Origin of the sequence: Paenisporosarcina sp. TG-14 (assembly GCF_000297555.1) — a bacterium.
In the GTDB taxonomy this organism is placed as follows: Bacteria; Bacillota; Bacilli; order Bacillales_A; family Planococcaceae; genus Paenisporosarcina; species Paenisporosarcina antarctica.
The window spans coordinates 102,235-125,246 of record NZ_AMGD01000020.1 but is presented as its reverse complement, the minus strand read 5'-3'; the positions used below and the strand labels follow the sequence as shown (position 1 = coordinate 125,246).

Annotated in this window: 15 protein-coding genes and 1 pseudogene; 8 read left to right on the top strand and 8 right to left on the bottom strand. The window is 36.4% G+C overall.

Annotated features, from left to right (window positions below; all coding sequences use genetic code 11):
* Nucleotides 1-117: 117 nt before the first annotated feature.
* Complete coding sequence (gene ccpA / locus C406_RS0107295) at nucleotides 118-1,116, top strand: catabolite control protein A (RefSeq protein WP_017379952.1); 999 nt, start codon at nucleotides 118-120, stop codon at nucleotides 1,114-1,116.
* 44 nt (nucleotides 1,117-1,160) lie between these two features.
* Here ccpA and C406_RS0107290 read toward each other — a convergent pair whose 3' ends face one another.
* From C406_RS0107290 to C406_RS0107280, 3 genes are read right to left on the bottom strand one after another with little or no spacing between them, the layout of a single operon-like run.
* Nucleotides 1,161-2,342 carry an acetoin utilization protein AcuC gene (locus tag C406_RS0107290; protein ID WP_017379951.1) on the bottom strand — a complete coding sequence of 394 codons (1,182 nt, stop codon included), beginning with the start codon at nucleotides 2,340-2,342 and terminating at the stop codon, nucleotides 1,161-1,163.
* Nucleotides 2,312-2,959: an acetoin utilization AcuB family protein gene (locus C406_RS0107285; protein WP_017379950.1), complete on the bottom strand. Its 648-nt coding sequence runs from the start codon at nucleotides 2,957-2,959 to the stop codon at nucleotides 2,312-2,314. Before C406_RS0107285 ends, C406_RS0107290 begins: the two co-directional genes overlap by 31 nt.
* A 22-nt stretch (nucleotides 2,960-2,981) precedes the next feature.
* On the bottom strand, nucleotides 2,982-3,614 hold the full coding sequence (locus tag C406_RS0107280; protein WP_017379949.1) for a GNAT family N-acetyltransferase: 633 nt from the start codon (nucleotides 3,612-3,614) through the stop codon (nucleotides 2,982-2,984).
* Nucleotides 3,615-3,787: 173 nt separating this feature from the next.
* Between C406_RS0107280 and acsA the strand changes: the two genes are divergently transcribed.
* A complete protein-coding gene (gene acsA / locus C406_RS0107275) occupies nucleotides 3,788-5,506 on the top strand; it encodes an acetate--CoA ligase (RefSeq protein WP_017379948.1) in 1,719 nt (572 codons plus the stop codon).
* 140 nt (nucleotides 5,507-5,646) lie between these two features.
* Here acsA and C406_RS0107270 read toward each other — a convergent pair whose 3' ends face one another.
* Entirely contained in the window at nucleotides 5,647-8,607 is a 2,961-nt protein-coding gene (locus C406_RS0107270) for a transglycosylase domain-containing protein (RefSeq protein WP_017379947.1), read from the bottom strand.
* A gap of 423 nt (nucleotides 8,608-9,030) precedes the next feature.
* On the opposite strand from C406_RS0107270, the gene tyrS reads away from it, so the two are divergent.
* Entirely contained in the window at nucleotides 9,031-10,296 is a 1,266-nt protein-coding gene (tyrS, locus tag C406_RS0107265) for a tyrosine--tRNA ligase (RefSeq protein WP_017379946.1), read from the top strand.
* A gap of 55 nt (nucleotides 10,297-10,351) precedes the next feature.
* On the opposite strand, the gene C406_RS0107260 is transcribed toward tyrS, so the two are convergent.
* On the bottom strand, nucleotides 10,352-11,167 hold the full coding sequence (locus C406_RS0107260; protein ID WP_017379945.1) for a cobalamin-binding protein: 816 nt from the start codon (nucleotides 11,165-11,167) through the stop codon (nucleotides 10,352-10,354).
* 619 nt (nucleotides 11,168-11,786) lie between these two features.
* Between C406_RS0107260 and C406_RS0107255 the strand changes: the two genes are divergently transcribed.
* The 3 genes and pseudogenes from C406_RS0107255 (at nucleotide 11,787) to C406_RS19865 (ending at nucleotide 16,724) form a co-directional block, all read left to right on the top strand.
* Nucleotides 11,787-12,557, top strand: coding sequence for a sugar phosphate isomerase/epimerase family protein (locus C406_RS0107255; protein WP_017379944.1), 771 nt, complete (start codon nucleotides 11,787-11,789; stop codon nucleotides 12,555-12,557).
* Between the two features lie 167 nt (nucleotides 12,558-12,724).
* Nucleotides 12,725-13,901: pseudogene (locus C406_RS19390) on the top strand (acyl-CoA dehydrogenase family protein).
* Between the two features lie 420 nt (nucleotides 13,902-14,321).
* Nucleotides 14,322-16,724: a YheC/YheD family protein gene (locus C406_RS19865; RefSeq protein ID WP_017379943.1), complete on the top strand. Its 2,403-nt coding sequence runs from the start codon at nucleotides 14,322-14,324 to the stop codon at nucleotides 16,722-16,724.
* 869 nt (nucleotides 16,725-17,593) lie between these two features.
* Here C406_RS19865 and rpsD read toward each other — a convergent pair.
* On the bottom strand, nucleotides 17,594-18,196 hold the full coding sequence (gene rpsD, locus C406_RS0107235; RefSeq protein ID WP_017379942.1) for a 30S ribosomal protein S4: 603 nt from the start codon (nucleotides 18,194-18,196) through the stop codon (nucleotides 17,594-17,596).
* Nucleotides 18,197-18,542: 346 nt separating this feature from the next.
* Here rpsD and megL point away from each other — a divergent pair, with 346 nt between their 5' ends.
* Nucleotides 18,543-19,757, top strand: a complete 1,215-nt coding sequence (gene megL / locus C406_RS0107230) for a methionine gamma-lyase (protein WP_017379941.1) — start codon at nucleotides 18,543-18,545, stop codon at nucleotides 19,755-19,757.
* A 42-nt stretch (nucleotides 19,758-19,799) separates the two neighbouring features.
* Here the strand turns inward: megL and C406_RS0107225 are convergent, their stop codons facing one another.
* Together C406_RS0107225 and hisJ are read right to left on the bottom strand one after the other, a co-directional pair.
* On the bottom strand, nucleotides 19,800-20,279 hold the full coding sequence (locus C406_RS0107225; RefSeq protein ID WP_017379940.1) for a GAF domain-containing protein: 480 nt from the start codon (nucleotides 20,277-20,279) through the stop codon (nucleotides 19,800-19,802).
* A 27-nt stretch (nucleotides 20,280-20,306) separates the two neighbouring features.
* Complete coding sequence (hisJ, locus tag C406_RS0107220) at nucleotides 20,307-21,104, bottom strand: histidinol-phosphatase HisJ (RefSeq protein ID WP_017379939.1); 798 nt, start codon at nucleotides 21,102-21,104, stop codon at nucleotides 20,307-20,309.
* Between the two features lie 143 nt (nucleotides 21,105-21,247).
* Here hisJ and ezrA point away from each other — a divergent pair, with 143 nt between their 5' ends.
* A complete protein-coding gene (gene ezrA, locus C406_RS0107215; RefSeq protein WP_017379938.1) occupies nucleotides 21,248-22,951 on the top strand; it encodes a septation ring formation regulator EzrA in 1,704 nt (567 codons plus the stop codon).
* Nucleotides 22,952-23,012: the final 61 nt, after the last annotated feature.

Sequence of the window (23,012 nt, the reverse complement as noted above, 5' to 3'; positions counted from 1 at the left end):
TCATGCCGGTTCAATTACTGAACCGGTATTTTTCTTTCGTTAGAAGTAAAAATGGAAAATGTCATAAAACTGTTATATGATGGTAAGAGATAGTGAACGAGCAGGGAGTGAATACATATGACAATTACAATTTATGACGTTGCACGTGAAGCCAATGTATCAATGGCAACCGTATCTCGTGTGGTCAACGGCAATCCAAATGTAAAACCCGCGACTAGGAAAAAAGTATTGGATGTAATAAAACGGTTAGAATATCGTCCGAACGAGGTTGCAAGAGGTCTAGCAAGTAAGAAAACGACCACTGTTGGGGTTATTATTCCAGATATGTCCAATATATTTTATGCAGAACTAGCTAGAGGGATTGAAGATATTGCGACGATGTATCGCTATAATATTATCTTATCGAACTCCGATCAACGTGAAGACAAAGAGTTACAGCTTCTTGAAACGATGTTTGGCAAGCAAGTTGATGGAATTGTCTTCATGAGCGAACATGTATCTATTGATTTACTTAATATGATGGAACGTTCCCCTGTACCTATTGTTTTAGCAGGTACAATTGATGCTACCGGGCATATGCCTTCTGTTAATATCGATTATCATCAAGCAGCATTTGAAGCGGTAAACCGCTTACTTCAAAATAACCACAAACGAATCGCTTATGTTTCAGGTTCATTGTCATCTACAATAAATCGTGCATTTAAATTTACTGGATATGAAAAAGCTTTGGCACAAGCCAGTATTGAACTTGATAATGATTTAGTAGTGGAAAGCGAAGCGACATACGATGCTGGTTACACAGCGTTTAACAACCTGAAGGGCATTAATGATGCACCTACAGCTTATTTTGCTGGTAATGATGAACTTGCAATTGGGTTAATTCATGGAGTTCAAGATGCTGGTTTAAACGTTCCAAATGACGTAGAAGTGATTAGTTTCGAAAATTCAAAGCTTGCACGTATGGTGCGACCAGAATTAACAAGTGTTGTATTACCGCTGTATGACATTGGAGCAGTTTCAATGAGACTGTTAACTAAGTATATGAACAAAGAAAAAATTGAAGAAAAGACTGTAATTTTGCCACATCGTATTTGTGAAAGAAATTCAGTGAAATAAATAAAAAGGAGTGAACTATGATTTTTCATAGTTCACTCCTTTTCTTAATGAGGTCGTATGTGATAAAGCGCTTTATCTAGAACTTGTTTATTTTTCTCCGTAATCTCTTCCTTGCGTGGTATGGGCTCATACAAGTTTTCTGGGTCCATCCAAGTAGGAATTAATTGTACAGGTGAATCTTTCTGCCATTGATCAAGCCATTCTTTTGGAAGTTTACCTTGTGGAATTTCCATATCATTCATTTCCATCCACAACAACGACCAAGCTCTAGGAACCACGCGCCAAATATCATAGCCACCACCACCAACAGCAATCCATTTCCCATCACAAAATTCATGTGCAAGTTGATGTGCAAGTTTAGGAATTTCTTGATAGAGTTTCATAGTCCCATATAAATGCGTGAGGGGATCGAGATAATGAGCATCGGCACCATTTTGAGTAATAATGACATCTGGTTTAAAATGCGTAGCGATCTCACGAAAAGCTGTCATATATAGGTCTAAAAAAGACTCATCTTCTGTAAATGCATCAATTGGTAAATTAAATGAAGTGCCATAGCCTAGACCAGAACCTCTTTCAGTAACATTGCCTGTCCCAGGAAACAAATAGCGACCTGTTTCGTGTATTGATATAGTACAAACATCTTCATCTTCGTAAAAACTCCACTGTACACCGTCACCATGGTGAGCATCGGTATCTATATACAGAACTCGAGCCTTATATTTTTGTTGTATATATTTAATAGCTACTGAACTATCATTGTAAATGCAAAAGCCTGATGCTCGCCCATGAAAGCCGTGATGAAGTCCTCCACCAAGGTTAAGGGCATGCGAAGCTTTATTCTCCATTACATAATCAACTGCAGTTAATGTGCCTCCAACAAGACGTGCGCTTGCTTCATGCATGTTAGGGAAGATAGGAGTATCATCTGTCCCTATACCGAAGCTTTCGGTTTGAGAAGACGTCAAAAGCCCTTTACTGGCTTTTTTGACGATATCAACGTATCTTGCGTCGTGAGCAAGTAATAACTCGTCGTCAGTTGCTATACGAGGTATCACAATATCTTGGTCTGAAAGCGCATTCATTTTACGTAATAAATCAGTGGTCAAAATAAGCCTTTTCTGATTGAAAGGATGGGTCTCAGAAAATTTATAGCCTAATTGCTCCTCTGAATATACGTAAACGGCATGTTTTTTTAATTTGTCATTCCCGGTATGTTTGGCCATAGCACATCAAAACCTTCTTTGCGAATATCTTCAATAATCCCTAAAGGATTCATTGTTTTCACTCTGAATACTAAAATTTTGTTTTCATTATTTACTAAATCTGGATAAACAAGAACACTTAAGACATTTGATTTGTGATCATGAAAAACTTTTGATACTTCAAATAATGTCCCAGGTCTATTAGGAACACGGACTTCGATTTGAGACCCAGGTTGATGAGCTCCAGTAAGCTCAATATATTTATACAATAAGTCAGTCTCTGTTACGACGCCAACTAATTTTCCACCACTAACAATTGGCAAACATCCAATTTTTTGATCATAAAAAGTTGTTGCAATTTCTTCGACAAAGTCGAGTGGATGACCGATAATTGGATTTTTAGTCATAATTTCTTTAATCTTAGTTTCATAAATATCTTGATTTTGATCTTCCATTAAATAAGAGGGAATGGCTTCTTTAATATCCCTATCCGTTACAATGCCAACTACAGAACCAATTTCATTGGTGATTGGTAGATGACGAATTTTATTTTCTTGCATTAAGGTGATTGCATCCTTAATTGAATGAGTTGGTTGAAGAGTAAATACGTTTGTTTTCATCATTTGTTCCACAATCATTAGTCAAGAACTCCTTCATTGTTTAGTACATAAAACGATTCATAAAGCGTAGTTGATCAAATCGTTGAATGGATTCATTATCGATTCGCGATCCTATTTTTGCCATTAAACAATTGGCTGGATGAGAGCTAATTTCAGGATCATCAGTTGCAAAATATTCTAGACCACCTGCAGTCATCATTTTTTCCATGATTTTTCGGTATTCCCATACATTTAGACCAGTCCCTTTTAAATCCCAGTGCCAATAGTATTCCGTTGTAATAGTAATGTAGTCTTCCATTTTATCATCCATCATGGAGACGCGAAGCAGGCTTTTTCCTACCCCTGTTCCACGGTACTTAGGAATTACTTCAATAGCACCTAACTCAATTAAATTACTCATTTGCCCTTGTGACCAGCGTTCAAGGGGATCTGGGTATAAAAATGTTACATAGCCGACGATTGTCATATTCTCACGAGCAATTAATATGCGTCCTTCGGGAAGTTTAGCAATCCCAATTACTGCTTTATGTTGTTGAGCTGGTGGACGAAATGCCACCAAATGTTCGTGAAAATCATATCGAGCAATATCTGATGCTGAAATAGGTCCTTCAATAATTAACTGGCCATGTTTCGTTTTTAATTCCATGGCATTATATGTTTTCTCATGTTCCATTAGTACACCACCTGAAAAGAATTACAATAAATTCTATTATACATGAAAAATGTAGAATAAGACCTTTTTCAAAACTTTCCAAGTAATAATATTCGAAAAAGTTAAATTATTCGCCAAATACTCTCAATTTAAGGTAAACTAGTATTTGTATTGTAATTGAGAGGGTGGTAGAAATGAAACTTGAGGAACTTCCGGTCGTTCAAGGAGATTACTTACTCCAAAACTACGACGAAACTGTAGCTAACTTTGATTGGAAAGATGCTGAAAAAGCTTTCAGCTGGCATGAGACTGGTCGCCTAAATATGGCACATGAAGCCATAGATCGCCATGCAAATTCGGATAGAAAAAACAAAATTGCTCTTTATTATAAAGATGCAAATCGTAAAGAATCTTATACGTTTAATGAAATGAAAAAATGGACAAACAAAGCGGCAAATTTATTTAAAACGCATACCAATCTTGAGAAAGGAGACCGGTTATTTATTTTCATGCCACGTTCTCCTGAATTGTATTTCTCATTACTTGGTGCTCTTAAGATGGGTGTCATTGTAGGACCCCTGTTTGAGGCGTTTATGGAAGGTGCAGTTTATGATCGTTTAGCGGATAGTGAAGCAAAAGTGCTTGTAACTACACCAGAACTTTTAAAACGTATACCTGTTGATAAATTACCACATTTGGAAACGATTTTTTTAGTCGGAGATCATGTCGAAGAAGATAAAAAAACAGTAGACTTTTTAAAACACATAATTACTGCTTCACCTTATTTTAAAGTTGAATGGCTTGATAAGGAAGATGGTTTAGTCCTTCATTATACGTCGGGCTCTACGGGTAAACCTAAAGGTGTTTTACACGTACAAGAAGCTATGGTCCAACATTACCAATCGGCAAAATGGGTACTAGATTTAAAAGAACAAGATATTTTCTGGTGTACAGCTGATCCAGGTTGGGTCACTGGCACATCTTACGGTATTTTTGGACCTTGGTTAACGGGGACAACGATGGTTGTTTTAGGTGGTCGTTTTTCACCAGCTGCATGGTATCAAGCAATTGAAGACTATGGAGTGACGGTTTGGTACAGTGCACCAACGGCTTTCCGTATGTTAATGGGAGCAGGAGATGCATTGGTAAAAGACCATGACTTGTCTACACTTCGACATGTATTATCAGTTGGAGAACCACTAAACCCTGAGGTTATTAGATGGGGTGCAGAAGTATTCCGTCATCGCATTCATGATACTTGGTGGATGACGGAGACAGGCGCACAAATGATTTGTAATTTTGCGTGCTTACCAATTCGTCCTGGTTCAATGGGTAAACCTATACCGGGAGTTAAAGCTGCAATTGTCGATGATAATGGTGTAGAATTACCACCCTATCAAATGGGGAACTTGGCTCTTGAAAAAGGATGGCCATCAATGATGCGTCAAATTTGGAAAAATCCCGAGAAGTATCAATCTTATTTCTTGAAAGATAAATGGTATGTTTCAGGGGATTCAGCTTACATGGATGAAGATGGCTATTTCTGGTTCCAAGGACGAATTGATGATGTCATCATGACTTCTGGAGAACGTGTAGGACCTTTTGAGGTAGAAAGTAAATTACTTGAACATCCAATGATTATAGAAGCGGGTGTAATCGGTAAACCAGATCCAATTCGTGGAGAAATCATAAAAGCATTCGTTGTTCTAGTTGAAGGCGTCGAGCCATCAGATGATTTAATTGCTGAAATTCAACAATTTGTGAAAAAGGGATTAGCAGCACATACTGCTCCTAGAGAAATTGAATTTAAAGACAAGCTTCCAAAAACACGTAGTGGGAAAATCATGCGTCGCGTCTTAAAAGCGTGGGAACTTGACTTACCAACAGGTGATTTATCAACAATGGAAGATTAATAAATAACAATAAAAGCTAACCCAATTGGGTTAGCTTTTATTGTGACTAAATTATGTAAAGATAATTTTATTAAAACAAGCAACCCAAGTTAAATTTCTTTAACTTGGGTTGCCTTTTTTTATTATGTGTTTTATGCGTATTAACTGTCTCCAGGAGGTGGAACTGGTTCTACAGGAGGAACAGGTTCAGGTTTAGGTTCAGGTTTAGGTTCAGGTATTGGCTCTGGCTTAGGTTCAGGCTTGGGCTCTGGTTTAGGTTCAGGCTTTGGTTCTGGTTTAGGTTCTGGTTTAGGTTCAGGTTTTGGCTCTGGTTTAGGTTCTTCAATCATCGCAGTGTTGGAACCCGATGACTGTTTACCTGTTATATCAACAGCCACGACGAAGTATTCACCTGGACCACTTACTTGGTACGAATTCTTGCTTGCTTCTTTGACGGAAGAAAGAAGGGCATTGCTTCCACCAGAACGACGGAATACCCGGTATCCAACAACATCATTTGAAGGAGAGTTCGACCATGTTAGTGTTTTACCTGATAATGAAGCGGAGACGGCTGCTGGTGCAGCTCCATCCGCATTAAAGGTATCTTCAGAGACTACACGGTTAGCGAAACTAGAGTTTGTCGGGAAGAGCTTGCTTGCATCTCCACCTAATCTTCCTAACATTCGATCAATAAAGTCTTTGTTTACTCCAACGCCACCACTTACAACAAATTCTTTAGGAGTTGACGGAAGTGAACGATACCGATTGCCTCCTATTATTACATAGGAAGAAGAGACGAAGCTATCATCTGCTTTGCTTGGTACAAAGGTATTGGCATTAAATAAATCGGAAGTAACTAACCCTGCTTTCGAACATGCTGCTGAAGGAGATAATCCTGAAATAGCACAAAATGAACGAGAAACCACCCCTTTAGGAGCTTTAAAATCGACATTTGGATCAATTAATTTTTGATTCACATCATAGGATGCGTTCATCAATTTTGCCCATAACATATTTACGCGTTCACCTGGTCGAGAATATCTACCGCTATTATCTTCTAAATTTCGTGGTGTATCATATCCTAGCCATACACCAAGTGTGATAGAAGGATTATAACCCATAAACCACACATCATAATTCTGATTTGTAGTACCCGTTTTAGCAGCAAAATCAGAACTGAACTTCAACTCACTTTTTGCTTTCATTCCAGTCCCTTCACTGAGTACATCACGTAACATATCTGTCACGATATAAGATGTTTGAGGCGAGTAAACAGGTACTGCCTCTGATTGATGTTCGAAAATAATATTGCCGTCTGCATCTTCAATTTTTTCAATCATATATGCTTCGACAAATTGTCCTCCGTTACCCAATGTGGCATAAGCATTGGTGTTTTCTTGTACAGAAACGTCAACTGCACCAAGAACAGTTGATATATTTGCATGAGTCGACTCTGTCACATTAGAAAAATTCATTTTCTGTAAAAATGATGTTGGTTTCCGATCTTTAATTGAATCATATAGTCTTAGTGCAGGTAAGTTTTGAGAAACAGCAAGTGCTTTACGTGCTGACATGATACCAAGTTCTTGTGTTGTATTATAGTTGGAAGGTTTATAAGGAATCTGTCCCGGAATATTCAATGTAAACATTACATCGACAAGTGGACTTCCCGCGCCAATTACACCATATTCAATTGCAGGTCCATATCCTACTAATGGCTTCATCGTAGAACCGTTATGTCGATAGCCTTGTGTAGCATGGTTTGTTTTTTCTAAGTTATGATTCCGTCCACCTATAAAACTTAAAATACGACCCGTACTATTTTCCATCATCATACTTCCAACTTGAACTGGAGCATCAACTGTTTTTACTTTACCAGTTTCTGAATCGGTACGATTCTCTTTAAATGTAACTCCGTAGTTTTCAAACTCATCTTTTACTTTTTGATGTCGGTCGTATAAACCCTTATCAATTGTAGAATGAATACGATATCCATTTATACTGATGGCTTGTGCGGCTAATAGTTCATACTTCACTTTTATTTTCTTATCTGTTTTAAAAACTTCTGGGTTAATATTATCTTTTTCAGCTAATATTTTGGCAATAATTCCTTTTGCTTGTCGTTCTAATTCGGCATTTAAATAAGGGTATCTCTCTTGTAGTGATTTTTCACCAGAACGAAAATCTTTTTTTATATCGTAAGAAATTGCAGCATTATATTCCGCTTCAGAAATATAGCCAGTTTCTTTCATACGATAAAGAACCGTTAACATCCGGTCAATTCCTATTTTTAATGAGTCATCTTTTTTTAATTCACCTGTTCTATACCCCGACTCAGATATTATTATAGTGAAGGGTGTATGTGCATAAGGTGCTTGTGGAATCCCAGCAATAAATGCTGCTTGAGGAAGTGATAAATCTTTTGCTTTGACGTTAAAAATTCCTTCAGCAGCAGTTTCAATTCCTGCAATATTGGAACCTGAAGCATTACGACCGTAAGGAATAATATTTAAATAAGCTTCTAATAGTTCATCTTTTGACATGAATTTTTCAATTCGTAAGGCAAGAAGAATTTCTTTTGCTTTACGTTCATAGGAAACCTCATTCGTAAGAATTTGGTTTTTTATTATTTGTTGAGTTAAGGTGGATCCACCTGTTTGACTATCTGAGTTTGTAACATCTTGAATTAGACCGCGGAAAATGGCCTTTGGAACTACCCCATCATGAATTTTAAAGTACTCATCTTCGGTTGCATATACAGCATCTATTACAAACTGGGAGACGTCTTCCAGTTTAGTTTCTCTTCTTTCTAAATCCGTACTCAACTTCCCTAAATAAACATCGTCTGCAAAATACACTTCAGATGTCTCTTCATAATTTAATATGGATGCACGCATTTCAGCTTCTTCACGAAGAGGTTCTTTATTGACTAATGAAGCAAAATAACCAGCTCCAACGGATCCAGCAAATGCCCCGCCGACAAGTAGTACGATTAATAGAATCAATGCAAGATTCCAGATGACGCCAGACGTTATACTTATGCCTTTCATCCATCTTGTACTTGACCATTTATCCCATGTTTCGCTAATTTGTTTCATAATGTTTTTTACTTGATCTTTCAATCGAACGACCTCCTAAATATTGTCCTATTATATCATAAAGATGGTCTAATTCAGTAGAATAATCTATTAACTACTCACATTACTACATTTCAATTCGACAACTTACTGCCGTCCCATAAATTAATATTATTGACAATAAGAAATTAAGGAGTAAAATAAAAAAATATATAGTATTTAAGTGATGAAAAGTCCGAAGTAATGAATGCAAGAGCTGTTAAGAGAGCCGGCGGGTGGTGCAAGCTGGTCAGTGTGCATACATGAATTACAGGCAGGGAGCTTAACGTTTACACAACGATACTGTGTCTAAAGAGCGGAAGGGCAAGTTCCTTCAAGCTGGGTGGTACCGCGCAAATTGTATTTAGCGTCCCTGCATGATTTTAATTAATCGTGCAGGGGCTTTTTTATTTTTAGGAGGAATGGAAGATGACAAACGTATTGATAGAAGATTTAAAGTGGAGAGGACTTGCCTACCAGCTAACAGATGAAGATGGTATGGTTGATCTATTAAATAATGACTCAATTTCTCTATACTGTGGTGTAGATCCTACAGCAGATAGTATGCACATTGGGCATATTGTCCCTTTGTTAACATTACGTCGCTTTCAATTACATGGACATCAACCGATTTTGTTAATTGGTGGTGCAACAGGAATGATAGGGGACCCATCAGGACGTAGTGAAGAGCGTCAGCTGCAAACAACTGAACAAATTGATCGAAATGTAAGAGGCCTTAAAGTTCAAATGGAACGTATTTTTGATTTTAGTTCTAAAAATGGTGCAGTACTGGTTAATAATCGGGACTGGATTGGTTCAATGAATGTTATTGAATTTTTACGTGACTACGGGAAATATATCGGGGTCAATTACATGTTAGCAAAAGATACAGTAGCCTCTCGTTTAGATGGTGGGATATCTTTCACTGAATTCTCATACATGTTGATTCAAGCAATAGATTATAATCATTTATACGATTCTCATAATTGTCGTATTCAAGTTGGGGGATCAGACCAGTGGGGGAATATCACAACTGGACTAGAAATGATTCGTAAAACGCATAGCGAAGAGTCAAAAGCATTCGGCATGACAATACCTCTCGTCACAAAGGCCGATGGAACAAAATTTGGCAAGTCTGCTTCAGGTGCAGTATGGTTAGACGCACAGAAGACAACACCATACGAGTTCTACCAATTTTGGATGAATGCTGCGGATGCAGACGTCATTAAATACATGAAAATCTTTACCTTCTTAACACGTGAAGAAATTGAGGCTTTTGAAAGCACAGTTGTGCAAGAGCCTCATTTACGTAAAGCTCAAAAAGCCCTGGCTGAAGAAATGACACGTATGATTCATGGTCAAGAAGCGTTAGACAATGCATTGCGTATCACGCAAGCTCTGTTCAGTGGAGATTTAAAAGGACTTTCCGCAAATGAAATGAAAGAAGTATTCAAGGATGTTCCTTCTATTGAAATGAAGAAAGAAGATAAAAATATTGTGGACTTATTAGTAGAAGCAGGTGTTTCACCATCTAAACGTCAAGCACGCGAAGATGTAACGAATGGGGCTATCTCTATTAATGGTGAAAAATTAACAACAGTCGATCACATAGTAAGTGAAATGGACAGATTAGACAATTCGTTCGCTATCATTCGTCGTGGTAAGAAGAAATACCATATGGTAAAGTTCGTATAATAATTAAAGCTGCTTTGACGACCTATTAAGTCGTCAAAGCAGCTTTTTTTATTTCTCATTCGTTTGTCGTAACCCATTGAGGCAACTTTAGATCTCCATAAATATCTGGATGCAATATGTTTGCAAGTTTTAAAGCACCGTCTAGTAAACGAGGAGATGGCCGACAATACAATTCTTCTTCCATTATATATAAATGGCTTTTTTGTTCATCTGTTAACCCATCGAATCCAGGGCGTTTTTCAACAACTTTTGTATTTACTTTTGCAATTCTGACACCGACCCAAGCTAAAAATATATAATCTGGATTGCGTCGTAATACGTCATCCCAATCAGTTTGAATACTCGCAAGTTCCACGTCCCTAAAGACATTGAGTCCGCCAGAAATTTCACTGACTTCTGTTAACCAATTAATTCGACCAGGTGTAAATATCGGTTTAGGCCACCATTCCCAGTAAAGTTCGGGAGTTTTTTTCACTGTTGATGCCTTTTTTTTCATATCAGAAACAAATGATTTATACATAGTCACAATATCTTCAGCTTTAGCTCCTATGCCACAAGCATTTCCAACGGTCAATAAATCTTCTGCAATATCATTCAAACTTTGAGGATCCAATACTAGATGGGGAATGCCACGCGCAACTAATTCATTCACATTTTTCTCCATTCCAGGAACACTAAGTGAGGCAAGAACTAAATCAGGTTTTAATGCTTCTAGTGCATCGATATCTATCGACAAGTCTGGGCCAAGCTTGGGTAAATGTTGAACAGACAAGGGCCAATCTGAAAAGTCATCGAGCCCAACTAGATGATCAGTCAAGCCTAAATAGGCAAGTAATTCTGTATTGCTTGGACATATAGAAATGAGTCTCATAGAAAAACTCCTTATCATGTTTTACATTAGTGTATCATAAATCAAAAAAGAGCCCCAAAAGGGACACTCGGTAATGTACCGATTGAATTAAATGTGAAAGATACTGCAGATGGACAAGTAGAATTGAGTTTTGTATTAAAGAAGCACAATCGAAAATCACTTCTTCCTGTCATTTTTCACAAGAAAAGGAATTTCTATTGTGTATTGTTGTTTAATCCTTTAATTTAAATATTTGAAATATTTATAAGAGGGAGTCATGGTAGTCTGTGGACTTTGGTTTACAATAGTAAAGAAGTTTGATCGATACAAGGAAATAATCAATTTGTTGAACAGCTAGAATTTGAAGTTCCAGATAAGGGATCAGTTGCAACTGATGGGGCAGATAGGATAACGCAAAATAATAGTTATTGAGGTAGATACTGAATAAACCGAACCCTACTTATAAATAATTTATAGAAATCTAGTAGCAGTTTCTGTTTCAGTAAATACTGATTAAACTATTGAACACTTTTATTTAAGAAAAAAACTCATTAAGTTGAACACAAATGTATTTACTTGAAAAACCGAAGAGCATGGGTGAAGTGATGTTCTTAAACTAATCGAAATGAGGCAATAAGAGATGAAGAAAATTCCGGTAGCAGTACAAATGTATACATTGCGAGAGGAAAGCGAGAAAGATTTTTCCGGTACCTTAAAAAAAATTGCAGAGCTTGGCTTCGATGGAGTGGAATTTGCAGGATATGGTGGAATGACTGCTAAAGAAGTGAAAAAGCTATTGAATGAATTTGGTCTTCAGGCAGCGTCCAGTCATGTGCTTTTAGAAGAATTGGAAAACAACTTGCTCGGGGTTATTGAAGACCAGAAAACGTTAGGAAGTAATTATGTAGTTTGTCCTTATTTATTGCCTGACCGCCGTTCAGAAGAACATTATCATAAACTTATTTCTATATTGGATCAAGCAGGGGAAAAGTGCCGTCTTGAAGGCATCACACTACTTTATCATCACCATGATTTTGAACTAGAGCTGCTCTCAGATGGCAGAATGGCACTTGAATCCATTTTAGAAGATACAAACGAAGACAATGTGAAAGTAGAGTTTGATGTGTATTGGCTGAAAAAGGCTGGAGAAAATCCTGTTGAGTGGATTAATAAATATAAAAATAGAACACCGATTATCCATTTGAAGGACATGACGACTGATGAGGAACAATTTTTCGCGGAGCTTGGAACAGGCGGAGTTGATATTGACGCAGTATTGAATATCGGAGAAGAAGCGGGCGTTCAGTGGTGGGTCGTTGAGCAGGACTTCACTCGTCGGAATCCATTTGAGAGCATTGAAATGAGCATAAATTATTTGAAAACAAAACTTCCCCATTTATCGAAGAAATAGAAGGAGAATGAATATTCAAAGTAGACTTAATCCGTTGAATCAATTTCAATTACCTTGTTGATTTAGAAGCGAAGAAGATCCGTGTGGCAAAATGGAAATTGATAACATGCAATTGTGGCACTTAATCAATATGAATAATAGGTTACATATAGTAAAGGAGACGAACATTGTTGAGTAATTTATTTATTAAAACAGAAAAACAAAAAAATGGCTAGTTAAATTGCAACAATTTGAAGAAAAATTTAAAAGTAGGTCTGCGGAAATAGATGAGCTTTCCGTTTTTCCAATAGAGAATATGAAGGATTTAGTCGGTCTAGGATATGCAAGCCTAACATTACCAAGTGAATTTGGTGGAGAAGGATTCTCTGTTTATGACATGGTCCTAATGCAAGAAACGCTTGCAAGCTATGATGCTAATACTGCATTATCCATCGGCTGGAGTTTAGGTGTAGTTGGTGAGATATTCGAAAATAAACTTTGGACAGATGAAAAACTAGACTTTTTCGCAAATGAAGTTCTAAATGGGGCGCTAGTAAACCGTTCTGTTAGTGAAGCACAAACAGGAAGTCCTACGCGCGGGGGCCGTCCTGGTACAACAGCTTTAAAAAAAGGTGATACGTGGGTAATAAATGGTCGAAAAATTTTCACAACGGCTTCTCCAATACTTTCATATTTTCTACCTCTGCTTGGATTGAAGAAAAAGAAAAAGTAGGGTTCTTCCTTATCAACAGAGATTTAGATGGGGTATCAATCGAAGAAACGTGGGATGTAGTATCCATGCGCGGAACGAGTAGCAACGATTTAATATTAAATAATGTAGGTGTCCAAGAATCTGATTTAGTCGAACTGCCGGAGTTTGTAAGTGGCGGGAAAATAAATGGTTGGTTACTCCATATTCCAGCTACTTATCTTGGAGTAGCACAAGCTGCACGCGATTACGCAGTTCAATTTGCCAATACGCATTCTCCAAACAGTTTGAATGGACCAATTGCACAATTACCAAATGTTCAACAGCTAATTGGAGAAATTGATTTAGAACTTAAGAAAGCACGATTCGTCATCTATGGAGCGGCTTCTTGTTACGATAACAAAGATACGAAACATATACTGACAAATGAAGTAAGTGTTGCAAAACATATTGTAACGAACTCTGCTATAACAATTGTTGATAAAGCGATGCGATTAGTTGGAGCCAAAAGTCTACAAAGAACCAATCCATTACAACGTTACTATCGTGACGTTCGAGCAGGACTACATAACCCTCCAATGGATGATATGACGATAAAAAAACTGGCACTAACTGCATTAGAAAAAGATAAAAACAAAAATAATAAAGATAAATAAGGGGAAATACTTATTAAATGAAACGTAGCAATTGACTAGTGTGAAATATCATTTGGAAGCACGCTCAATGGAGTGTGCTTTTTGTATTTACATGAAAAGATAAGAAACTATATTTTATTTTTAAATAGTATACGTTTGTCTCTACTATTATTAGAAAAATATCGTATCTTACAATATGGGAAAGAACTTTGTGTGCGTCAGCAAGAGTTTGTGTTTTTTTTAAGGGATCTTGATTTACCTTTCTTCTCTAATAAAATTGAAAGGAGGTTTGTCACGTTTTACTATTACGATATATAAAATTCAGTCAAACTGACTAACAAAATAGAGTTAGGTAACTTTCTTTAAAAAACATAAAGAAGTGACAACCACGTCTTTCTCTTAAATTCGCCCATAATAACCAAAGTAAAGGAGAGAATTTTGTTGTATTTCACTAATGAAGAAATTCCAACAATCGCAATAACAGGTAGTAATGGAAAGACATCAACACGTGAGTTCATTGCTTCTGTATTAGAAACTCGATGGAATGTATTAAAAACAGTTGGGAACAAGAATTTACCTAATAGCACCCAACAAATGATGGCGCAATTTGATCCTTCTAAACATGAAGCCATCCTTTTAGAACTAGGGATGGGAAAACAAGGTGCAGGAGAACAACACTGTAATCATTTTCAGCCTAATATATCTGTTATTACAAATATAGGCACAGCTCATTACGGAAATTTAGGAAATAGTATTGAAACTACAGCTCAATATAAATCAGTATTGATTAAATGCATGAAAGCAGATGGTATATTACTTTTAAATAAAGATGATAAAAACTCACAACTTTTGGATACATCAACTTTTAAAGGAAAACTCATAACAATTGGAATAAATTCAAACGCTAATTATAAAGCATCCAATATCGTGTATCTTAGTAATGGTATGAGATTTTATGTTGAAATGAAAGGACATAATGAAGAATTCTTTATTCCTACATTTGGAGAACACAATGTATTTAACGCGTTATATGCTATTTCAATTGCTGACAAATTAGGTTTTCCAATTCAGATAATAAGAGAGGGATTAAAAAATTATCAAGTTCCTATAAAGCGATTAAATGTTTACAACTTAAAAGATGAATCAATTCTTATTGATGATACTGTAAATTCTAATCCTCAGTCCGTTAAGGCCGCCATTGATGTGCTTATGAACATAGGAAAGGATAGAAAGAAAATCCTAGTTCTAGGAAGCATGTTAGAATTAGGCGATTATACAAGTGAAGCTCATCGTGAGATAGGAAAGTATGCTGCTGACAAAAAGATTGATGTAATTTATACCTTCGGGGATTTATCGATTGATATACACAAAGGAGCTATTGAACATGGTTTTCCGAAAGAAAAGATTAAACACTTTAGTGATCGTAATGAATTGCATCATAAATTAAAAAGCACTATGGAGCACAATAGTATTTTTTTAGTCAAAGGGTCTAGTTTAATGAATATGAATAAAACGGCTGAGTACTTGCGGAATAATTTTCTTTACACCATGATAATTAACGAAGATCTCAAAGATGAGGTCTTACTTAACCCTGCTACATTCGCTTTGATGAAAATCGAACAATCCACGATTATCCTTCAATATGGTTCTTTTTCAAAGACACTTAATATTCTACTTGATGACAAAGTAAGTGATGGAGAAATTCAACTTCCCAGACATTTATCAAATGATCTATCTATTATTGATTTACCATATGAATATGTAGTGACAGATAATCATATCCAATTTGGACCAGTTATTGGTTTTCTAGTTTACTCACGCTATATTGAGGATTCAAAGCAACAATTATTACGTTTAAAAGATTATGACATGATTAAAGGTCTCATTTTTATGTTCAGGCCTACCGAAATCGATAGCGAGAAAAACACTCTAACTGGATTGTATTATGATCCTACTTCAAATGAGTTTAAACAAGGTACATTTCCTTATCCTACAGTTGTTTTTAACAGAATTCCTCTTCGTGAAAAAAGATATAAACAGTTGAAAAAGCGTGTAGGAGACAATATATTTAATTATCCGTATCGAAATATCGATAAATTAACTTTTTGGGATAAAATGAAAAACGTACCTAAACTAAAAAAGTACCTTCCAATAACAAAGGCATTCACTGGAGTGAAAAGTCTGTTATCTATATTCAAAAAGTATGATTCTGTTTATTTAAAGCCGGTATCAATGGCAGGTGGAAATGGCATTATCCAAGTAAAAAAACAGGATGACGGCTTCTTGTTAACCGATTATAATGGTGACTGTTTTCATATGAAATCAGTCCAAGAATTAAAAACGATACTTAAAGAGCATTTATTAAGCCGAACGTATATTATGCAACAAGAGATAGAATCTTTTACAAATACAGGTGAGAAAATAGATTTTAGAATTTATATACAAAAAGATTACAGCATGAAATGGAAACTTTCAGGAATTGAAACCAAGATTGCAAAATCAGGCAGTGTTGTCTCAAACTCAAAATATAGAGCAAGAATAGAACCAGGAGAATTAGCAATTAGTAAATATTATAATCTCAGTAAAGTGGAAACAGAAAATAAAATTATTGAAATTACAAATGTATGCATACAAGTCTTAAAAAGAATGGAAAAACAAGGATACCTTCTTGGAGATGCAGCAGTGGATTTCATATTGGATAAATCTGCTAATTTGTATTTACTTGAAGTACAGATAGATTATGCTGCAGAGATTAAGGCTTTTAGAGAAGAAGATGAACAGAGAGTTCTTCCCTTTATACTATCGACACCTTTTGCATACGCAAAAGCACTTGCAGGCTTTTAACAAATTAGGGGATACTAGAGAATTTAAAAGAAAATTAAAAAGTAATATCAAAGAACGCCTACCCAGGTGTTCTTTTTGTTTACTTGAAATTCGATTCAGACGGGATGACTGAGAGTTGCAATAGGAAATGTCAGTATGTTTGATACCGTCAAGAATTAAGAGGAATGGTTAACTAATTTAGAAGAGGCAGACTAACTGCATAGATAGGGAGATTGAATCGAATTACCAAATAAACACCAAGCTAAAGAACAGCCAGCCGCAAAATGATTTCTTTTAGGACAAGCAAATCATGGAATTTAATTAATATTCGTGATTAAAGTAAAGATAAGGATTGGCAACTTCTCACGAAATAGCCGTCACAAATCAAGAAATTAAAAAATCGAAATCTGACAAGGTGAGGGTGTTCGGTAGTGAATTTACAATGGCTTGCGGTATTAATTAAAATAAGAGAGAACAAATTTAATAAAGCGGATGTTGAAAAGAAAATGTATTTGTAAATGATGAAAAACTCTACCAACGAAGAGATTGTTTTTTTTGCAGAAAATTTTGATTCTAAATAGTTCTACGGGTTTGGATCGAATGAACCCGACTGGCTCGAACCTGCGACCCTCCACCCTGTCAAGGTAAGGGGTATTCGTACCGGCTATTTAATACCAAGAGAAAAATAGAAAACACTTGAGTTCCATTAAATTACTTACACATTCATATACATACGCCGCCATTTTTATTTTTCATTAGCCCCCACTAACCCCAATAACCTGCTTTTTCATGATTTATCTTGCATTATCAAATAAAAAGAAAAAGCCCTAAAACCTTGATTTAACAAGGATTCTAGGGCTTCTAATACTACGTTATGCAAAGTACTGCTATTAACGTGAGTAGTACTCAACGATTAATGATTCATTGATTTCTGCAGCTAATTCGCCACGTTCAGGAAGACGTACAAATGTACCAACTTTTTTCTCAGCATCGAAAGATAAGTATTCAGGAACAAAGTTGCTTACTTCCATAGACTCATTAACGATATCAAGGTTTTGAGATTTTTCACGAAGTGAAATCTCTTGACCAGCTTTAAGACGGTAAGAAGGGATGTCAACGCGTTTACCATCGACCATAACGTGACCGTGGTTTACTAATTGACGAGCTCCACGACGAGTGCGTGAAAGACCTAAACGGTAAACGATGTTGTCAAGGCGAGTATCAAGAAGAATCATGAAGTTCTCACCAGATTTACCAGGCATTTTAGCAGCTTTATCGAAAAGTGTACGGAATTGACGTTCATTTACACCATACATGTGACGAAGCTTTTGCTTCTCTTGTAATTGTAAACCGTATTCCGAGATTTTTTTACGTTGGTTAGGACCGTGTTGTCCTGGAGCATAAGGACGTTTTTCTAATTCTTTTCCTGTGCCGCTTAGTGATAGACCAAGGCGACGAGACAGTTTCCATGCAGGACCTGTATAACGAGACATGTGAATGTCCTCCTTTTAGTGGTTTTATTTTGTTGTAAAATAAGACCAGATGTATCAATCAAACAGCCATTTTATTTTCATGTATCCTCGCCCTCGCAGCCCAAGGGTTACACGATACCCCATCCAAAAATAGTGGAGGAATAAAATGAAACAAATAAGACCATACAACTGCTGCTTTTATTTTACACATCTTCTATTGTATCGATATAGTAACCAAGTGTCAAGATGAACACTTGACAACTTAATTAAGCATCAATGGATTAACCTTTTCAAAAAACAAGAAATCGAGTAAAATGTGAGTGATTGGGATGATAGCGTTTACATTTTATATAAAGGGGATTTTTATATGGGAAATAAATTCATAAAAAAAGAGACTGCAGTTGTTCATAAAGGATACGATTCATCACAGCATCACGATAGTTTATCTATCCCGTTATACCAAACATCTACATTTGCCTTTTCATCGGCCGAACAGGGAGAGAGACGCTTTGCTGGAGAAGAAACTGGTAATATATATTCTCGGTTAGGAAATCCAACCGTTCGAGTAGTAGAAGAGCGTGTGGCTGAACTTGAAAATGGCCAAAGTGCGTTAGCATTTGGTTCGGGGATGGCCGCAGTTAGTGCAGCTCTTATTCATGTGACTAAAACAGGCGATCATATCCTTTGTTCGAGAGGGATTTATGGTTGTACATTTGGTTTACTAGAAATTATGCAGGAAAAATACAACATCTCGCATAGTTTCAACGCCATGTCGACTGAGCAAGATATAGAAGCATCAATTAGACCAGAAACTGTCTGTATATATGTTGAAACACCAATTAATCCGACAATGGAAATCGTTGATTTAGAACTTGTTGGTAAAATTGCTCAAAAGCATGGATTGAAATTAATTGTAGATAATACTTTTTCTTCTCCGTTTCTCCAAAATCCGATTGACTTTGGAGCTGACTATGTGTTGCACAGCGCAACAAAATATATTAATGGTCACGGTGATGTAATTGCGGGGTTGTTAATAGGTAAAGATATTGAAGATATGATGAATCTCCGCATGACGGTTCAAAAAGACTTTGGTGGCATTATTTCTCCATTCGATGCTTGGTTACTTATTAGAGGTATGAAAACACTTCATGTTCGCATGGATCGTCATTCAGAAAATGCAGAAAAACTTGTGACATTCTTAAAATCCCAACCACTCGTAAAAGAGATTTCATATCCTTTTGATCCATCACATCCGCAATATGAAATTGCTAAAAAACAAATGAAAGCAGGGGGTGGACTCATTTCATTTAATATACAAGGCGGTAAGGAAGTTGCCCAATATTTTATGAATGAACTGGAATTAATTAAAATTGCCGTCAGTTTAGGAGATGCGGAAACACTAATTCAACATCCGGCAACAATGACACACTCTGTCATTCCTGAATTAGAACGTGAAAAGATGGGGATTACACATTCCCTGCTTCGTCTTTCGGTGGGACTTGAACATGTGGAGGATTTAATGGCAGATATAAAACAAGCATTTACAAAAGTAGAAACGCACTTTGCAAAAACTTCTATATAAAACTTAAAAAGGACGAGGTGAATGTTAAACCACCTCGTCCTTTTAAATATGTTTCATTAAGATAGAAACAAAATGTTCAAGACCTTGTTGATCTTCTTTTTGAAAACGATTTTTTTCGGGGCTGTCGATATCAAGCACACCGAACACTTCACCATTTTTGATTAGAGGGACGACAATTTCTGATTGAGAAGCAGCGTCACAAGCAATATGTCCAGGGAAAGCGTGGACATCAGGGACAATAATAGTTTCCTTTTTTGTCACAGTGGATCCGCAAACGCCTCGTCCTACTGGTATTCTGATGCAAGCTGGCAACCCTTGGAAAGGACCTAACACTAGTTCATTACCTTCCATCATATAAAAACCAACCCAATTGATCCGATCAAAAAACTGATTCAACAAGGCCGAAGCGTTGCTTAAGTTAGCCATTACATTTGGTTCACCCGTTAATAAAGCGTCCAATTGCTTGGATAACATTTCATATTGTTGTTGTCTATCTCCAGCATAAGCTGTCTTTGCAAACATCACGTCACCTCTTAAATTAGTAAAAACTTATTTGTCATTATATACTTTGTCATAATATTGATGCAAGTCTTCAGCTCTGTGTGCATCGGATCCAAAAACAAGAGGGATACCCATTTCTTTTGCCATTAAAATATAGCGTTGTGGTGGATAGGGTTCCAAGCAGTATTGTTTCGCTAATCCAGCACTATTTACATCGAGTTCATAATGTCTATCTTTCATTAATTTTAATGTATTTTCAATCATTTCGTGGTCATCCACTAGTGCATCGTGTGCATGTTGAAATTTGTGAATTAATGTTGGGTGGCCTATTCTCTTAGGTTTGTATTTCCCGAGATCGGCTGATATAGATTTTTGAACCGTTTTGTAATAAAGGGAATAGACGCTTTCAAAAGAGCCTAGTTGCTCAGAAAAATTAATAAATGATTGAGATGAGTAATCAATGCATGTATAATTTTTTTCATAAAGCAGGAAATGAACCGATAATATCGAATCATCTAAAGAAGAACCGATATCATTTAACAATTGAGTGGTCTCTTTTTCAAATCCTTCAATAAAATCGACTTCTAAACCAATTTTTATTGAAATATCATGAGCATACTGTTTTTTTAATTGTTGTAATTCAAAAATATAAGGCTCAATAAAGTTATATTTTAAAAAGCTATCTCGAGTTGGAACTGAATCAATAAAGCCATGAGGTGCAGGGGCATGTTCTGTGAATGAAATATCTGTAAACCCATGTTGTATGGCTTTTTCTATGTATAATTCAAACGCATCTTTTGTTCCATGGGGGCAAAAAGGACTGTGAATATGAGCATCTTGTTTCATATAATGGACACCTCCAAAGTGAAAATCAGACATTTTACATAATTCCTGCAAAATTCTTCAATTTTCGTCAACATAAACATTTATTTCATGGTAAGATTAAAAGTATAAAATGGCATAGACCGTGTTGGAACAGGGGGCTTACGATGACTAAGTATATCATCATTGCAATCATCGTACTAATTGCATTACTCGTATTCGGATTTATGATCCGTCGTAAACATAACAAAGAAATTGAAAGACTAGAACATGCAAAACAACAAATTCAAAACAAACCAATATTAGAAGAAATGACGAAAGTCAAACAGCTTAACATGAATGGACAAACAGAAGAAATGTTTGAGAACTGGCGCAACAAATGGACAGAAGTAATGGATACTCATATGCCTAAAATTGATTCATTACTATTTGATGCTGAAGAAAGCTTAGATAGGTTACGCTTTAAACGTGCGACAGCCATTGAAAAAGAAATTGAAGAACGCATTCAACAAAGTGATGAGCAAATGTCACTAATTTTAAAAGAGCTTGAACAATTAATTGGCAGTGAAGAAAAAAATCGTATTGAAATGGATTATATTAGAGAACAATATCGTATAGCTCGCAAGACATTGCTTGCTCACCAGCATTCATTTGGCTCAGCAGCTATCCCACTCGAGAAAAAAATGGAACAATTCGGTCCTAAATTTGACGAATATGATCAATTAACTGAAAGTGGAAACTACTTACAAGCTCGCGAAATCGTAATTAAACTGAATGAAGACTCTCAATTATTGCTTGCCTTATTACAGGAGATACCTTCCTTGTTAAGCGATGTTCAATATAAAATACCTGCAAGTATTCACGAGTTACGTAATGGTCAACGTGAAATGGAAGAACAATCGTATTATTTAGAACATCTTGAAATGACAGACCAATTAGATATGTTAGATGAGGAATTAGTTCTAATGAAGAATTCAATCATTGAACTTGAAATTGATGAGGTGTCAACGCGAATTGAACAGATGAAAGATGAAATTGAAGCTTTCTATGACATGTTGGAAAAAGAAGTAATGGCTAAACGATATGTAGACCAATATCGCCAACCGACAGAGCTCCGATTAGCTGAGGTAACGACTATTACTCGTCAAACTAGTGATGAAGCTGCGTATGTTCAACAAAGCTATCACTTACCCGAAAAACAAGCGGGAATTCCTCTAGTTTGTTTGAAACAAATTGAAACATTGCAAAAGCGCTATGATTTAGTCGCACAACGTGCAAGTGAGGACCAATTAGCTTATTCAAGTTTACAAGATGAATTGACGCTCATATCATCTGATTTAGAGGATTTATACACAGAGCAAGATCATTTTTCAAATAGCTTAAAAAGCTTACGGATTGATGAAAATCGTGCTCGAACAAACTTAGATGAATTAAAACGTTTATTGCATGAAACTGATCGTATGGTACATAAAGCGAATATGCCAGGCATTCCTGAAGAGATGGACGTTCGCTTAGAAGAAGCAGAAGAACACATTTACTTAGTTATGCAAAGCCTGCAAGAAGTACCACTTAATATGAAATTGGTGGATACATATTTAGCCAAAGCGGATAAATGTATTCATGAAGTTCATGCGAAGGCGAAAGAAATGCTTGAAAACGTATTGTTGATTGAACGAATCATTCAATATGGAAACCGTTATCGTGCGAGTAATCCACACATGAATCAGCGTTTGTTAGAAGCTGAAGAGGCATTCCGACAACTCCGATATACGAAGGCTCTTGAAGATGCAGCAACCGCTGTGGAAGAAGTAGAACCTGGAGCAATGAAACGAATCGAAGTACTTGTCAAAGATGACGCTTGGCGTTCATAATAAAATCAATTGAAACCACCGCACAACACGTGTTGGTGGTTTTCTAGCGAAAAGGAGTACA

Bases quoted from the DNA above. Each gene is read 5' to 3' on its own strand.
- C406_RS0107260 (WP_017379945.1), bottom strand. From the start codon at position 11,167: ATGAGACTCATTTCTATATGTCCAAGCAATACAGAATTACTTGCCTAT.
- ezrA (WP_017379938.1), top strand. From the start codon at position 21,248: ATGACTAAGTATATCATCATTGCAATCATCGTACTAATTGCATTACTC.
- rpsD (WP_017379942.1), bottom strand. From the start codon at position 18,196: ATGTCTCGTTATACAGGTCCTGCATGGAAACTGTCTCGTCGCCTTGGT.
- hisJ (WP_017379939.1), bottom strand. From the start codon at position 21,104: ATGAAACAAGATGCTCATATTCACAGTCCTTTTTGCCCCCATGGAACA.
- C406_RS0107225 (WP_017379940.1), bottom strand. From the start codon at position 20,279: ATGTTTGCAAAGACAGCTTATGCTGGAGATAGACAACAACAATATGAA.
- megL (WP_017379941.1), top strand. From the start codon at position 18,543: ATGGGAAATAAATTCATAAAAAAAGAGACTGCAGTTGTTCATAAAGGA.
- C406_RS0107255 (WP_017379944.1), top strand. From the start codon at position 11,787: ATGAAGAAAATTCCGGTAGCAGTACAAATGTATACATTGCGAGAGGAA.
- C406_RS0107290 (WP_017379951.1), bottom strand. From the start codon at position 2,342: ATGGCCAAACATACCGGGAATGACAAATTAAAAAAACATGCCGTTTAC.
- tyrS (WP_017379946.1), top strand. From the start codon at position 9,031: ATGACAAACGTATTGATAGAAGATTTAAAGTGGAGAGGACTTGCCTAC.
- C406_RS0107280 (WP_017379949.1), bottom strand. From the start codon at position 3,614: ATGGAACATGAGAAAACATATAATGCCATGGAATTAAAAACGAAACAT.
- C406_RS0107285 (WP_017379950.1), bottom strand. From the start codon at position 2,959: ATGATTGTGGAACAAATGATGAAAACAAACGTATTTACTCTTCAACCA.
- ccpA (WP_017379952.1), top strand. From the start codon at position 118: ATGACAATTACAATTTATGACGTTGCACGTGAAGCCAATGTATCAATG.
- acsA (WP_017379948.1), top strand. From the start codon at position 3,788: ATGAAACTTGAGGAACTTCCGGTCGTTCAAGGAGATTACTTACTCCAA.